Below are 13,564 nucleotides of genomic sequence, written 5' to 3'. Positions count from 1 at the left end.
TGGCGCCGCTCATCGGCCGCGGCTCACAACGCGGGCGTCGGCACCGGCCCGCTCTGGCGCAGCGCCACTTCGCGCAGCGTGTCGGCCACGAAGCCCACATCCTCCCGCGAGCCGATCACGAGCGGCGTGCGCTGGTGCAGACGGTCCGGCATGATGTCGAGGATGCGCGTCGTGCCGTCGGTGGCCGAGCCTTCCGCCTGCTCGGCGATGTACGCCATGGGGCTCGCCTCGTAGAGCAGGCGCAGCTTGCCGTGCGGATTCCGGGAATCAGCCGGATAGAGAAAGATGCCGCCGGCGATGAGATTGCGGTGAAAGTCGGCCACGAGCGAGCCGGCGTAGCGGCTGTTCTTGGGCTTGATCCGGTCGGGCGCATCGCCCTTGAGCGCACGCACCGCCGCCTGCATCCCCTTGCTCCAGCGCCCGAAGTTGCTCTCGTTCACGCTGTAGTACTTCCCCACCCGCGGGGTCACGATCTTGGGATGGCAGAGCAGGAACTCGCCGATCGTGGGATCGAGCGTGAAGCCGTGCACGCCCTGCCCGGTCGTGTACACCAGCATCGTGCTCGAGCCGTACATCACGTACCCCGCCGCCACCTGCTTGCACCCCGGCTGCAGCACGTCGGCCACGGTGCCGCGGCCCTCGAGGCTCACCCGACGGTAGATGCTGAAGATGGTGCCGACCGCCGCGTTCACATCGATGTTGGAGGAACCGTCCAGCGGATCGTAGAGCACGGTGTACTTGCCGGCGGGATACTCGGGCGGGATCGGGATGATATCCTCGTCCTCCTCGGACGCCATGGCGCAGACGCGACCCGTATGCTTGAGGCACTGCTTGATCGTCTCGTTGGCAAAGACGTCGAGCTTCTGCTGCTCTTCGCCCTGCACATTGGACGAGCCCATGGTGCCGAGGATGTTGACGAGACCGGCGCGGCGGATGGCGGCGGCGATGATCTTGGCGGCGAGCGCGATGTCGTAAAGAAGGTTCGAGAGCTCGCCCGTCGCCTCGGGGTATTTGCTCTCCTGATCCAGGATGAAGCGCTCGATCGTGGTGACGGATGGCGTGGGCAGCACAGTCGGCTCCGCGGGTGAGGGTGTGTCCGGCATGCGTTCACCTTCCATCCAACGAATCCTGTACTGAGAAAACCTGCCGCCGCGTGCGGCTCTGCACCGTCATCGTGGCGCCATCGGTGACGACATCCACTTGGCCGTCCTGGTCGGTGCGCCAGACCGCCACCCCATGCGCACGCAACCTCGCGAGCGCCTCGGCCGAGGGATGGCCGTAGGTGTTGTGCGTGCCGACCGAGACCACGGCTGCCTTGGGGTGCAGCTCGTCGAGCCACGCATCGCCCGTGGCACCCCGGCTCCCGTGGTGGCCCACCTTGAGAAAGTCCACTCGGCCCGCGCGCCCGGCCAGCCAGTGCTCCGCCACGAGACCCGCATCGCCCGGAAGGAGCGCGCGGAAGCCGCCGTATTGCACCAGCAGCACCACCGAATCCTCGTTCAGATCCTCGCCCCAGTGCGGCCACGCCGGGTTCGGGTGCAGCAGCGTGAAGCTCACGCCGTCGAGGGTGAAGCGATCGCCCGGGCGCCCGGGGCGCCACGGCACGCCATCGGCCGCGACGGCATCGAGGAAATGATAGTACACGGGATCGGCATAGCGCTCACCCGGCTCGATGACCAGGTCGGTATGAAACCGGTCGAGCACCGCGGCGGCGCCGCCCACATGATCGGCATGGGCGTGGGAGACGATCATCGCTGAAATCTCCGCCACGCCCTCGCGGGCGAGAAAAGGCACCAGCACCCGGCGCCCGGCGTCGGCGCGTCCCCCTGCCCCATGCCCTCCGGCCGGACCAGCGTCGACCACGACATAATGGCCGCGAGGTGTCCGCAACACCGCTCCGTCTCCCTGCCCCACGTCGAGGAAATGTAACGTGAGGTCTGAAGGGCCATAAGCCGCCGGCCGGCCAAGTTGCAGCGCCAGCGGGATCCAGAGTGCGAAGGCCCCGACCCAGGCCCAGCGGCGGAGCGCTTCCGCGCGCGTAGTGCGGGCGTGCATGCCCCAGAGGAAGGCGGCGAGCGCCAGGAGCCAGGGGACTGCCGCACCTGGACCCGCCTCCGTCACGACGTGGCCGCCCGGCACCGCGGCGCCCACGGCGGCCAGCAGCTCGATAAGATGGAGGCCGAGCCCCGCCCCGGCCGCAAGCGACGCCGCGGCATCCGGCGCGAAGGGCAGAAGCAGCAGGCTCGCGAACACGCCGGGCACCGCGACTGCGGCGAGCGGGATCGCCGCGAAGTTGAGCGCGATCCCGATCGGCGCGACGGTGCCGAGCGCCGCCGCCGTGAGCGGCGCCGTGGCCAGCGTGGCCCCGATCGATGAGGAGAGCGCGCGCCACCCCCACGACGTGCCGAGCGCGCGGTCGCTCCAGCGCGTGGCGGTCGCAGCGCCCCAGAGAGCGCCGGCCGAGAGCCAGGCACCGAGGTCCAGCACGGCCCACGGGTCGATCAGCATCACCGCTAGGCAGGTGGCCGAGAGCAGCGGATTCGCCCGCACGTTCCGCTGGCGCTGGCGGCACCAGGCGGCGAGCACCGCGAGGAGGGCGGCGCGCGTGGCGGGCGCGGGCCAGCCGAGGAAGGACACGTAAAGCACGGCGGTGCCGGCCGCCGCGAGGAGCGCGCGCTCGCGACGCATGCCGGCGGCACGGCAGGCGAGCGCCACCCACGCGGCCACGAGCCCCACATGAAAGCCGGAGATCGAGAGCAGGTGGATGAGGCCGGACTGCGCGAAGTCGTCCCGGAGGGCGGGCTCGAGGCCGACTCTACGGCCCAGCACGAGCGCTTCGACCAGCTCCGCGCGCGGGCCATACAGCCTCCGCGCGGCGGTTGTGGCCCAGGAGCGGAGCCGCTCGGCAGCGCCGGAAGCGAGCACCGAGGCGCCGCTCGCGTGCACGCCCGACACAACGAGCGTCCCATCGCCCCGCCCCGACCACTGCGGCCGCGCGATCCACCGTGCGGTGACTCGCGCCTCGGCACCGGCGTCCGCGGCATGCGCCGCCGGCCAGCGCGCCGTCACGTCTCCTTCGCAGCCGGCGGAGACGGGGCGCACGCGCACCTGGCCGCCCGCGGAGTCGATCGGCTCCAGCAAGCGGACGCGGAGCGAAAGCGTGCCGGCAGGGAGCCGCACCGCACACGCCTGTGCTTCACGCGCGAGAGCAACGGCCGCTTCGACGCCGCCGAGTGTGGCCGCTGCCGCCAGGAGGCCTGCCACCGCGCGGATGGAAGCCGCGGGGGGCGCCGGGGTCGGTCCTGCCGAACCGCCGCCGCTCACCGCCATCCATCCGAGCAGTACCACCGCAACGCAGACTGGCGCCCAAAAATGCAAAAGGCCGGTCGCGAGACCGGCCCCGAATGCCACGGTGAAGAGGATCGGCGGGCGGGCCTTCACCAGCGCGCCCGCCCCGGCGTCAGGTGCGCCGCACCCCCGGCGCGCCGCGCCGCCCGCACCGCGGCGCACGCGCGATGCGGCGCAAGCCGTCCATCACCACCACATCGATGGCAGCACGACTCTGCTCCCGCTCCAGGTTCACCTCGGTCACGACCGATCCCTCGAGCGTCGCGACGTAGCTCCCCGGCACCCGGTTGAGCGCGTACACCATCACGTCCGCGCGGCAGAGATCGCAGCCGCAGAAGTCTGGGAAATGGTGCCGCAGCGCGTCGTAGGCGGCGGCCACGTGGTCTTCGGCGAGGTTGTGGATCACAGGAGGGCGAGCTCCGGTGTGAGGACGCGACCGGTGAACGTGGACCCGGTGGTGCCGGTGAGCCGAACCGGTCGATATTCCCCCACCGCGTGCTCCGGCAGCTCGAGCAGCACGAGATGGTTGCGCCGGGTGCGGCCGAGCATGAGACCGCCCCGCCGTGCCGGGCGCTCGACAAGCACCTCGTGGGTTTCGCCCACGCGCGCCACGTTCTTCCGCCGCGCCTGCCGGCGCACCACGTCGATGAGGCGGGTGAGCCGCTCCGACGCGACCTCGCCTGGCACGGCCTCCCGGAGCCGCACGGCGGGCGTCCCCTCGCGAGGCGAGTAGCGGAAGGTGTACGCATCGTCCAGATCGGCCTCCGCGACGAGCGACAGCGTCTCCTCGAACTGGGCGTCGGTCTCGCCCGGAAAACCGACGATGATATCGGTCGAGAAGGTGATGCCCGGCATGGCGGCGCGCAGCTCGGCCACCACTTCGAGGTAGCGCTCGCGGGTGTAACGCCGGAGCATCCGGCGGAGCACGGCGTTCGATCCGCTCTGCACCGGCAGGTGCACGTGCTCGCACACCGCGGCGGTCTGGGCCATCGCCTCGATCACTCGGGCGGTGAAGTCGGTGGGGTACGGGCTGGTGAACCGCACCCGGCGGATGCCGTCCACCCCGCCCACCGCACGCAGCAGGTCCGCGAAATCATGGGTGCCGTCGTAATAGCTGTTGACGGTCTGCCCGAGCAGCGTGACCTCGGTGACGCCCTCCGCCGCGAGCCGCTCCACTTCGCCCACCACGCCGCCCAAAGTACGGCTGCGCTCCGGTCCGCGCGTGTACGGAACGATGCAGAACGTGCACTTATAATCGCAGCCGCGCTGTACGGTGACGAACGCGGCAGGGCCCGGCTCGCGCACGGCTGGCACGTCTTCGTAGTGCTCCCACCCGCGAAACGACGTGTCGCTCACCCGCTCGCCGCTCCGGGCGAGGCCCAGAAGCAGCGGCAGCCGTCGATACGAATCGGGTCCGGCCACGAGATCCACCCGCCCGCCCTGCTCGAGCAAGCGCGGCCCGAGCCGCTGCGCCATGCACCCCACGACGCCAAGCACGCCGCCCGGACGGCGGTGGCGCTGCAGCTCGCCCACCCGGCCGATGACGCGCTGCTCCGCGTTGTCCCGCACCGCGCAGGTGTTCACCAGGACCACATCCGCCTCCCCCGGCTCGTCGGTGCGCTCATAGCCCTCGCGGCCGAAGATCCCGAAGATGATCTCGGTGTCGGCCACGTTCATCTGGCAACCGTAGGTCTCGATGTAGAGCCGGGGAGGCATGCGGAGAAGATACTCCGGGGGTCGTGACGGCGGGAAGGATCGGGCCGCATTTCAGGGCCGGATGGTCACCCCGGTCGTGATCAGCCATGCGTGCTCGGAATAGCCGGGGTCGCCCGAACGCCAGGCGCGCTCGATGGCGAGCGCGAGCGCCCCGCGGTCGGCGGCGAAGCTGAAGCCGCTCCCGATCGCGACGCCGTATTCCTTCGGCTTGGCTCCGGCCACGAGCGGAAATGGCAGCTTGGCGTAGCGCACGCCCAGGCGGAGCGGGAGGCGCCCGGGCCTGCGGGGGTTCGGGGTGTACTCGAAGCCGGCGGATGCTTCGAGCGTGTTGTTGGCGCCCACACCACCCAGGCCGACGAGGTCGGCGCTCGAGGTGGACCAGTTGCTCGCCCGCACCTGGCTCGCGACGCTGAGCTTGGCCGTGGGGCGCCACAGGAGCCCACCGCCCACCGTAAGAGGCAGATCGATGGGCGCCACGTCGGTCGAGTCCCGCTCGAGCGTGACGTGCCCGTCGGTGCGCGCCATCGCCGTGATGGCGAGCGTGCGGGCGAGCTGACCCAGCACGCCGATCGAGATGCCCACGCCCCGGAACGACAGCTCCGAGCGTTGCGCCACGGTGGCGTAGAGCGTATCGGAAAAGTCGCGGGTGAACTGGAGCCGGTTGGTGCCGGTGATTGCGTGCCCGGCGAGGCCGATCACCCAGCGCGCCCCGGGCCGGTATGCTACGGCGACGCGGATGTCGTTCAGGCCGCCGCGGCTCTCGAGCGTGTCGACGACGTTCACGGGTAAGCCGCGCAGCGTGATCGTGGAAGGCTGGACGAGGCTGAAGTCGCGCGTCGTGTAGTTCGAGTAGCTGAGCGCAGCCCAGAGCGGCGTGTTCTTGATGGGGCCGCCCACCAGAAATTGGGGAAACCGGGTGTTGCGGATCGAGGCCGCGCCCGCCGGCGAGTCGGACGAACGATAGTCGGCCATGACGGTGAAGGCCGCTGTGAGGTTCGTGAGATAGCCGAGCGAGGCGGGATCGAGGCTCGACTCACCGTCAAAGAGCGCGAACGCGCCCGCCGAGCCGAGCGCTCGCGCGGACTGCTCGCGGCCGGGAAAGCCGAGCCCGCGTACGCCGAACTCGGACGACTGCGCTTGCGCCGACGGCGGCAGCGCCGCGGCAGAAAGCCCGGCGATGAGAGAGAACAACAGAAGCCGGCGCACCTATGGCCTCTCGAACGGGAAGGAGCGGAGATAGGAAAGGCGAAGCTTCGGCGGGACGCCTGAGCGGGTCGAACCGAACGTCGCCTGCGTAAACGTCGCCGCTTCGGGGTCCGCCGCGATGAAGAGCGCGGGAGGGCGCCGAATGGTGCCTTGCCAGAAACGCACCAGCTGTCCGACTTCGAGCGTGACCGTGCCGGACCCGGGCGGCAGCCGGGCGATCACCGTGTCTCCCGGGAGCGGCTGCAACGGCGACTTGGCACCGAGATCGGTCACCAGGGCGAACGCCTGGATGTTGCCCGGGAACGGCTTGAGCCCGACCACCGGCGTCGCGGGCGTGAGCTCGAGGGTCGCCCGCACGATCGCGACCGAATCGCGCAGCCGGAGCGGCCACGGAAAGCGGATGAGCGAGCGCGAGGACGGCGCATTGCCAATCGAGAGCAGGTCCGGCGGCGGCGGGCCGCTGAGCTTGCTCACCCAGGAATTAAACTCGATCGTCGGCAGGACGGCGCGGCTTGTCGTCGGGGGCGTCGCCACCATCGGCTTGACGTAGGTGACGAACGTCGGCGCGAAATTGCTCTCCGCCACGCCGATCGTGATGCCGGTCGGCGAAGGCACCTGCAGCACCACGGCGAGTGCAAGTCGGTTGCCGTCGGCCGGCCCGAACGTGAGCGGCGCGAGCGCCGCGCCCTTGAGCACCGCCGTCACGTTGCCCTGAACGAGCGTGTCGGGAAGCGGGATCGTCGCGACAAGACTCGATGGGGTGAGCAGCGCGTGCACGCCCGCGTACGTGAGGCTCGTGGTGTCAATGGTCGACGGCAGCCGGTAGAGGAGCACGCTGGCCGGCCGCACCGTCGTATCACGCTGAACGATGCCGACGCCCAGCGCGATCGAATCGATGGTATAGGGGACGCGCGCCGTGCCGACGGTGACCGAGTCGGCGCGCGGATCGAAGCGGACGACGGCGATGTCGGTGTCGGGAGCGGTGGGGAGGCCTGCCGAGACGAGGAGCACGGCCCCGCTCCCGCGGAGCGCGTATCCGGTGAAGGTCGAATCGCCACCCGGCGTGGCGGTGAGCACCTCCTCGATTACATCCGCCGTGCCCCCCGGGCACAGCTCGGGGCAGCTCGCCGGCTGCGTGAGCTGCTCCTGGCAGGCGGTCGACGCCACGATGGCCACCACCACGAGCGCGGCGTGCCTCAGCACTTATTCACTCCACACCTCTTGCAGAAACGAGACGCCCGCCGCGAGCGGCGCCACACCGAGAAAGTCCGCGACCGTCTGGCCCACGTCGGCGTACGTGCTCCGGCGGCCGAGGGCCACGGGCCGGATTTTGGGCCCGTAGACGAGCAGCGGGACGACTTCCCGCGAATGATCGGTGGACGGGGTCGTGGGATCGTTGCCGTGATCGGCGGTAAAGATAACGAGATCATCCGGCCGAACCCCGGCGAGAAGACGCGGCACCGCGCGGTCCAGCTCGGCGAGCCCGCGGCGAAAACCCGCCACGTCGTTCCGATGGCCCCAGGTCTGGTCGAACTCGATCACGTTGGCAAGCAGGAGCCCGCGATGCATCGAGAGCAGCGCGCCCTCGATGAGCGCGTACGCCTCAGCGTTGGTGGGCGCGTGGATGCTGGAGATGTGGCGGCCGGCAAAGAGATCGTCCACCTTGCCCACGCCGATCCGCGGCTGATGCGCCCGCGCCAGATGATCGAGCAGCGTCGGGCCCGGCGGCGGGAGACTCAGGTCCTTGCGGCCGCCGGTGCGGCGCCAGGCACCCGGCGTCCCCACGAACGGCCGAGCGATGACGCGCGATACCGCGTGCGGCGGCTGAAGCAGCGCCCGCGCAGTCTCACAGGCGGCGTAGAGCTCGGCAAGCGGCACCGTGTCCTCGTGCGCCGCCACCTGGAAGACGCTGTCGGCCGAGGTGTAGACGATCCACTTGCCGGTGCGCCGATGCTCCGCGCCCAGCTCGTCGAGGATCGCCGTGCCGCTCGCCGGCCTGTTCCCGAGCACCCCGCGTCCCGTGCGGCGGGCGAACTCGTCAATGACCTCCGCCGGAAATCCGTGCGGGTAGGTCGGAAACGGCTGCTCGAGCAGCACGCCGCACAGCTCCCAGTGACCCGTGGTGCTGTCCTTGCCCGCACTCGCCGGCTCGGCGATGCCGAACGCCGCCGTGGGGCTCGGGATCGCGCGCACACCGCGGAGGTCTCCGCAGCGGCCGAGACCGAGGCGCTCGAGATTCGGGAGCGAAAGGCCGCCGGCCGCGCGCGCCACGTTGCCCAGCGTGTCGCTGCCCAGGTCGCCGTAGCTCGCCGCGTCGTGCGCGGAGCCGATGCCGAGGCCGTCGATGACGATGATCGCGGCGCGTCGCGTCACCGCGGCGGCTCCGGCGCGTAGCGGCGCGGCACGCGGGGGCCGAGCGCGGTGAGCAGCTCGTAGGAAATGGTGCCCGTCGCGCGGGCCTGCTCGTCAAGCGACACGAGACCGCCCCAGATGGTCGCGATATCGCCCAGCGACACGGCATGGTCGTCGGCGAGCGCGACCATGATCATGTCCATCGCCACGCGCCCCACTACCGGCACGCGCCGGCCGTTGAGCTCGATGTGGCGCGGGCGCCCCTCCGCGCGCACCACGCCGTCGGCGTAGCCCGCGGCCACCGTCGCGATCGTGGTGGGGCGCTCGGCGCGCCAATCGCCGCCATAGCTCACCGTGGCGCCGGCAGCCACGCGGCGGAGCGCCACCACGCGCGCGCGGAAGGCGGCCACCGGGCGCGGCGAAGGCGTCGTCTCTCCTCCACCGTAGAGAAAGATTCCGGGACGCACGAGGTCGGCCGTGTACCGGCGCCCGCGCACCGCGGCGGCGCTGTTGGCGGCATGTACCAAGGCCGGCCGGCGCGGCAACGTGGTGAGCGCGGCGCAGAGGCGCGCCCATTGCAACTCGGTGGCGGATTCGCAGCCGGGCGAATGGAAGTGGGTGAAGGCGCCCTCCCAGCCGGGCGCCGCGTCGAGCAGGGCGCCCGCCGCATCCCTGAGCGCGGGATCGTCGTACCGGAAGCCGGCGCGCGACATGCCGGTGTCGATCTCCAGGTGAAACGGCCGCTCGCTGCGTGCGGTCCAGGCGCGGAGCGCCTCGAGGTCGCCGATGGCCGGCCTGACGTCGAGCGCGAGGCAGCGGTCGATCCACGCCGGGAGCAGCGGCGTGAAAAGCACGATCGGCCGCGCGATGCCGCCGGCGCGCAGCTCCGCCGCTTCCACCGTGCTCGCGACCCCATAGCCCCACGGCTCGAGCGGCTCCAGTGCCTGCACCACGGGAATGGCGCCGAGGCCGTAGCCGTTAGCTTTGACCATGGGAAGCAGGCGGCCGCCGGCGATCGCGGCGACCGTCTTTGCGTTGGCGGCCAGAGCGCCAAGGTCGACGTCGACCCAGGCGCGGGCCGTCTCGCATGAAATGGTGGTGGTCACGCGGGCGAATCTTAATCCACGCCGAGGGATGGATGCAACACGATTCCGCGCGCAAGCGGCCGCTTGCGCGGGCGATGGCGCTGGTGCGCGACCTCCGGACGCGCTGCCCCTGGGACCGGGCGCAGACGCGCGCCACGCTTCGCCCGTATCTGGTCGAGGAGGTGCTCGAGCTGGATCAGGCGCTGGCCTGCGACGACACCGCGCGCATCCGCGACGAGATGGGCGACTTCCTGCTCCATCTCGCGTGGCAGCTCGTGCTGGGCGAGGAGCGTGGCGAGTTCACCGCGGACGACGTGGCGGACACGATGGAGCGCAAGATGCACCGGCGCCACCCGCACCTGTTCGATCTGGGCCCGCCCGAGCCGTGGGAGCAGCTCAAGCGGCGTGAAAGGCTCGGCGCCGGTGGCGTGCTGGATGGCCTCCCGGCATCGCTGCCTGACCTTCTGCGCGCCCATCGTCTCCAGGAGCGAGCGGCGTCGGTGGGGTTCGATTGGCCCGACGCGCGGGGCCCGATCGGAAAGGTGCGCGAGGAGCTGGCGGAGGTGGAGGAGGCGCTCGCGGCGCACGGGCCGGGGAGCAACGGCGTGGCACACGACCGGGTGGTTGACGAGGTGGGCGACCTCCTCTTTGCGGTGGTGAACCTCGCGCGGAAGGCGGGCGTGGCACCGGGGCCGGCGCTCGATCGCGCCAACCGGAAATTCCGCGACCGCTTCACCGCCGTCGAGCGTCTCGCCGCCGAGCGCGGGATCGCGCTCGACTCGGCGGGGCTCGAGGTGCTGGACAGGATGTGGGAAGAGGTGAAGCGGGAGGGGCCGTGATTCGCCGACGTGAGCCGCCGGACGCGGTCACATCGCGGGAGGTCCCCCGAGCACGTCCTTTCCCTCGATGGATGCAAGCAACGCCTCGTCGCGGCCGCCGTCGATGAACACGAGCGCGCGCCGGCGCTCCACGGTGTTGGCCAGCGCGTCGAACGCTTCCGGGCTCAGGGCACGGCCCACGAGCCCGCGCATCTGCTCAACCGCGCCGGCCGCGGTCGTCGCCTCGCGATATGGCCGGCTGGTGGTGAGCGCGTCGTAGATCTCGGCGGCGCCGATGAGGCGCGCCGCCCAGGGAATCGCCTCACCGCTCAAGCCGTCCGGATACCCGGTCCCGTCCCATTTCTCGTGGTGGCCGCGGATTGCGGCGCTCACGATCCCGAGGCCGGGCAGACGCCCCACCAGTTCAGCGCCGATCACGACGTGCTGTCTTACCTGCGCGAACTCCTCCTCGGTGAGCGGCCCCTTCTTCGCGAGGATGCCGTCGCCGATGCACAGCATGCCGACATCGTGCAGGCGGCCCGCCTCGCGCACCTGCTCGATCTCCTCATCCGTGTGGCCGAGCTCCGCGGCAAGGCTCGCTGCAATCTGGCCCACCCGCACCGAATGGCCCGCGAGAAAGGCATCCCGCCTTTCCATCAACTGGACCAGCGACTCGAGGACGGAAACCGAAACGCGCGCGGCGGCCGTGCGTTCAGCGCGGAGCTCGAGCGTGAGCGCGGCGACCTCGGCATGCAGGCGCTGCCGGCGGTCGGCATCGGCAAGCAGGGCCTGACGGCGCTCGAGGGCGGCTCGAACGGCAGCGTCGAGCGCTGCGGGCGAGACCGGGTGCACCAGATAGTTCGCGGCGCCCTGGTGCAGGAGCCGCACGGCCAGTTCCGCGCTGTCCCGGGTGCCGAGCACGATGACGCCGGCCCCGGGCTCCAAGCGTCCGATGGAGCCGGCAAGGTCGGCGCCGGACATGTCGGGCAGCATCAGGGCGACGAGGGCGCACGCGATCTTCGCGTGGCGGAGCGCGGCCATCGCCTGCGCGCCGGTGTCCGCGACCTCGACGGCGTGACTCAACCCGCGCAGGGCCGATTCGACGGCATCGCGCTCCCGGCCGGGTGCGTCGACCAACAGCAAGTACCCGCCGGCGGCAATTGACGTGCTGGCCATCAAGGCTGGGGAATACGGGTGAGCGTAGCGCTCAAGCCGTCCTTGGTGAGCCGCACCTCGGAGATGGGAGCGTCCGCGGACCCCGCGCCCTCGGCGATCTCGCGCACGCGAAGCACGTACGCCGCCGCGGTGTCGCGGTAGCCCTCCACTCGGCAATCCCGCGCTCGAGCGCCATCGCGCAGATCGCGGAGGATCTCACAGGCCACCGCAACCGCTGTCGCGCTGTCACGGGCGCCTCGGCGCCATTGCGCGCCGGCCGACTCCGAATCCAGAGCGGACCGCGTTGGCGCCACCGCGGCCGGCACCGAAGCCGACGCCGGGGCGCAAGCGGCCACCAGGGTCAACACGAGCGTGAGGCGCATGGAATTCCCTGTCGGAAGTCGGGGCGGGGCGTACCGGCAAAGGTTAGCCCGGCGCGGGCGCGGAGATCACCTCCCCGAATGCGACAGGCAGGGCCCCATTTGCGACACCTTGTGTCACTCTGAAACTGTCAGCGACCGGCGCCGATGTGGCTCCGCCCGCGACGAGCCGGTGGAGGCGAGCGCCGGAGGGGTCAGGAGGCGGCGCGGGTCGGCTTGGGAAAGAAGCGATCGGTGACGGCGGCGGCCGCCTGCTCGATGGTGAGAGCCGCGCGCGCCTCGCCGGCGGTCATGCCGAAGACCCAGCGCAAGTGCGCCTGCAATGTCCGGGTCTTGCCGTAGCCGAGTTTCGCGGCGACATCGTCAACCGTATTGCCGGGGTCGAGCAGCAGCCGGTGGGCGTAGAGCAGCCGTGCGAGCAGAATGACCGTCTTCGGGGGCGGCAGACCGCGCCGGGTAAAGCAGCGCTCACAGGTGCGCCGGATGACGCGCGCGCGGCGGCTCAACTCGGCCACGGTTGGAGCGGCGCCGGGTTGATTGAGCATGCCGTGCAGCGCGAGCCGGATGTTCGCGGGCAGGTTGTTGATGACGCCGCCGAGCGCGTCGATCACCTGGCGCGAGGCGCTCCGATGCAGCTCGAGCCCGATTTCCGCCTGGAGCGTTCCCAGCCCGTCGTCGATCCCGCTGAACAGCGCGCGAGTGACACCCGCGCGGCCGAGCTGCAACAAGGCGCTCGCCATCGGCGGCGTCAGGTCGGTGTAGATGAGCAGCGGCAGCGAGGGGAACATGGCGCGCAGGCGCGCGATCTCCTGCGCACCCGACCGCCCTCCAAGGAGGGGATCTACCACCGCCATTTCGACCGGGTGGCGGCGGATGCTCGCGACGGCCTCGGCCCAGCTCGATGCGACGATCCACTCGCAGTACGCGCTCCCCAGCTCGCCGAGGCGCGTGAGCCGCCGCGGCGCCACGGCGGCGAGGAGCAGGTGTCGCATTTGGGGCCGTACATGTCGCGAACGAGGCCTGAACACGGGCGCCGGGGATTCCGAGATTGACCGTGCCACCGAACCCATGGTCATCCTTGGAGGACCCCCATGCCGCGCAAAGCGTCGATCGCACTCGTTCTCTTCACCGTCTCACTCCTGGCGGGCGCATGCACTCGCAATGATGCAACCGGACCCTCAGACTCGTCCCACCCGTCGCTGAGCGAGACCCAGGGCGCGCGGAACTAGGCGGCCAAGCTCCGGGGGCAATCGTGCACCGGCACACCTACCCGGCTGCGTGCGCAACTTGCCCTCGGAGATTGAGCTCCAGAACCTCCACCACCCTCGCGCAGTCGTCAGACTGCGGATGCACGAACAGAGACTCCCGACATATGCCATCGGCGGCATCGGAGAGGATGCGCTCAATGCGGAAATACCAAGCATGAAGCCGATGCCGGTGAGCGAGGCGGAGTGCCGCCTTGAGCGCGCGTCGGCCTTTCTCAAAATCGCCAAACTGCATCAAG

General features: G+C 70.8%; 13 protein-coding genes. 1 reads left to right on the top strand and 12 read right to left on the bottom strand.

From position 1 onward, the window contains the following. Positions 1-23: 23 nt before the first annotated feature. From fbp to alr, 8 genes are all read right to left on the bottom strand, one after another. A complete protein-coding gene (fbp, locus tag VFW66_12590; GenBank protein HEX5387537.1) occupies positions 24-1,103 on the bottom strand; it encodes a class 1 fructose-bisphosphatase in 1,080 nt (359 codons plus the stop codon). A 4-nt stretch (positions 1,104-1,107) separates the two neighbouring features. Further along, positions 1,108-3,264 carry a DNA internalization-related competence protein ComEC/Rec2 gene (locus tag VFW66_12585; GenBank protein HEX5387536.1) on the bottom strand — a complete coding sequence of 719 codons (2,157 nt, stop codon included), beginning with the start codon at positions 3,262-3,264 and terminating at the stop codon, positions 1,108-1,110. Between the two features lie 196 nt (positions 3,265-3,460). Beyond that, positions 3,461-3,754, bottom strand: a complete 294-nt coding sequence (locus tag VFW66_12580; protein ID HEX5387535.1) for a late competence development ComFB family protein — start codon at positions 3,752-3,754, stop codon at positions 3,461-3,463. Further along, positions 3,751-5,064 carry a tRNA (N6-isopentenyl adenosine(37)-C2)-methylthiotransferase MiaB gene (gene miaB, locus VFW66_12575; GenBank protein HEX5387534.1) on the bottom strand — a complete coding sequence of 438 codons (1,314 nt, stop codon included), beginning with the start codon at positions 5,062-5,064 and terminating at the stop codon, positions 3,751-3,753. Before miaB ends, VFW66_12580 begins: the two co-directional genes overlap by 4 nt. A 51-nt stretch (positions 5,065-5,115) precedes the next feature. Then, positions 5,116-6,270, bottom strand: coding sequence for a hypothetical protein (locus VFW66_12570; protein HEX5387533.1), 1,155 nt, complete (start codon positions 6,268-6,270; stop codon positions 5,116-5,118). After that, a complete protein-coding gene (locus VFW66_12565; protein ID HEX5387532.1) occupies positions 6,271-7,473 on the bottom strand; it encodes a hypothetical protein in 1,203 nt (400 codons plus the stop codon). It lies immediately after the preceding gene. Then, on the bottom strand, positions 7,474-8,643 hold the full coding sequence (locus VFW66_12560) for a phosphopentomutase (GenBank protein ID HEX5387531.1): 1,170 nt from the start codon (positions 8,641-8,643) through the stop codon (positions 7,474-7,476). Continuing rightward, on the bottom strand, positions 8,640-9,728 hold the full coding sequence (gene alr / locus VFW66_12555; GenBank protein HEX5387530.1) for an alanine racemase: 1,089 nt from the start codon (positions 9,726-9,728) through the stop codon (positions 8,640-8,642). Before alr ends, VFW66_12560 begins: the two co-directional genes overlap by 4 nt. 32 nt (positions 9,729-9,760) lie before the next feature. On the opposite strand from alr, the gene mazG reads away from it, so the two are divergent. Further along, on the top strand, positions 9,761-10,546 hold the full coding sequence (gene mazG / locus VFW66_12550) for a nucleoside triphosphate pyrophosphohydrolase (protein ID HEX5387529.1): 786 nt from the start codon (positions 9,761-9,763) through the stop codon (positions 10,544-10,546). A 27-nt stretch (positions 10,547-10,573) separates the two neighbouring features. Here mazG and VFW66_12545 read toward each other — a convergent pair whose 3' ends face one another. The 4 genes from VFW66_12545 to VFW66_12530 form a co-directional block, all read right to left on the bottom strand. Continuing rightward, on the bottom strand, positions 10,574-11,701 hold the full coding sequence (locus tag VFW66_12545; GenBank protein HEX5387528.1) for an HD domain-containing phosphohydrolase: 1,128 nt from the start codon (positions 11,699-11,701) through the stop codon (positions 10,574-10,576). Then, a complete protein-coding gene (locus VFW66_12540; GenBank protein ID HEX5387527.1) occupies positions 11,701-11,907 on the bottom strand; it encodes a hypothetical protein in 207 nt (68 codons plus the stop codon). The genes VFW66_12545 and VFW66_12540 overlap by 1 nt, the downstream gene beginning before the upstream one ends. 347 nt (positions 11,908-12,254) lie before the next feature. Further along, on the bottom strand, positions 12,255-13,052 hold the full coding sequence (locus VFW66_12535; protein HEX5387526.1) for a helix-turn-helix domain-containing protein: 798 nt from the start codon (positions 13,050-13,052) through the stop codon (positions 12,255-12,257). Between the two features lie 274 nt (positions 13,053-13,326). Continuing rightward, on the bottom strand, positions 13,327-13,564 hold a 238-nt coding region (locus tag VFW66_12530), incomplete at its 5' end, for a hypothetical protein (GenBank protein ID HEX5387525.1).

Source organism: Gemmatimonadales bacterium (genome assembly GCA_036279355.1).
GTDB lineage: Bacteria > Gemmatimonadota > Gemmatimonadetes > Gemmatimonadales > GWC2-71-9 > DASQPE01.
This window is presented reverse-complemented; position numbering and strand designations above follow the sequence as displayed.

What these genes read in the sequence shown, in the direction of transcription:
- fbp (HEX5387537.1), bottom strand. Translation starts at nt 1,103, where the DNA reads ATGCCGGACACACCCTCACCCGCGGAGCCGACTGTGCTGCCCACGCCA.
- miaB (HEX5387534.1), bottom strand. Translation starts at nt 5,064, where the DNA reads ATGCCTCCCCGGCTCTACATCGAGACCTACGGTTGCCAGATGAACGTG.
- mazG (HEX5387529.1), top strand. Translation starts at nt 9,761, where the DNA reads ATGCAACACGATTCCGCGCGCAAGCGGCCGCTTGCGCGGGCGATGGCG.
- VFW66_12545 (HEX5387528.1), bottom strand. Translation starts at nt 11,701, where the DNA reads ATGGCCAGCACGTCAATTGCCGCCGGCGGGTACTTGCTGTTGGTCGAC.
- VFW66_12535 (HEX5387526.1), bottom strand. Translation starts at nt 13,052, where the DNA reads ATGCGACACCTGCTCCTCGCCGCCGTGGCGCCGCGGCGGCTCACGCGC.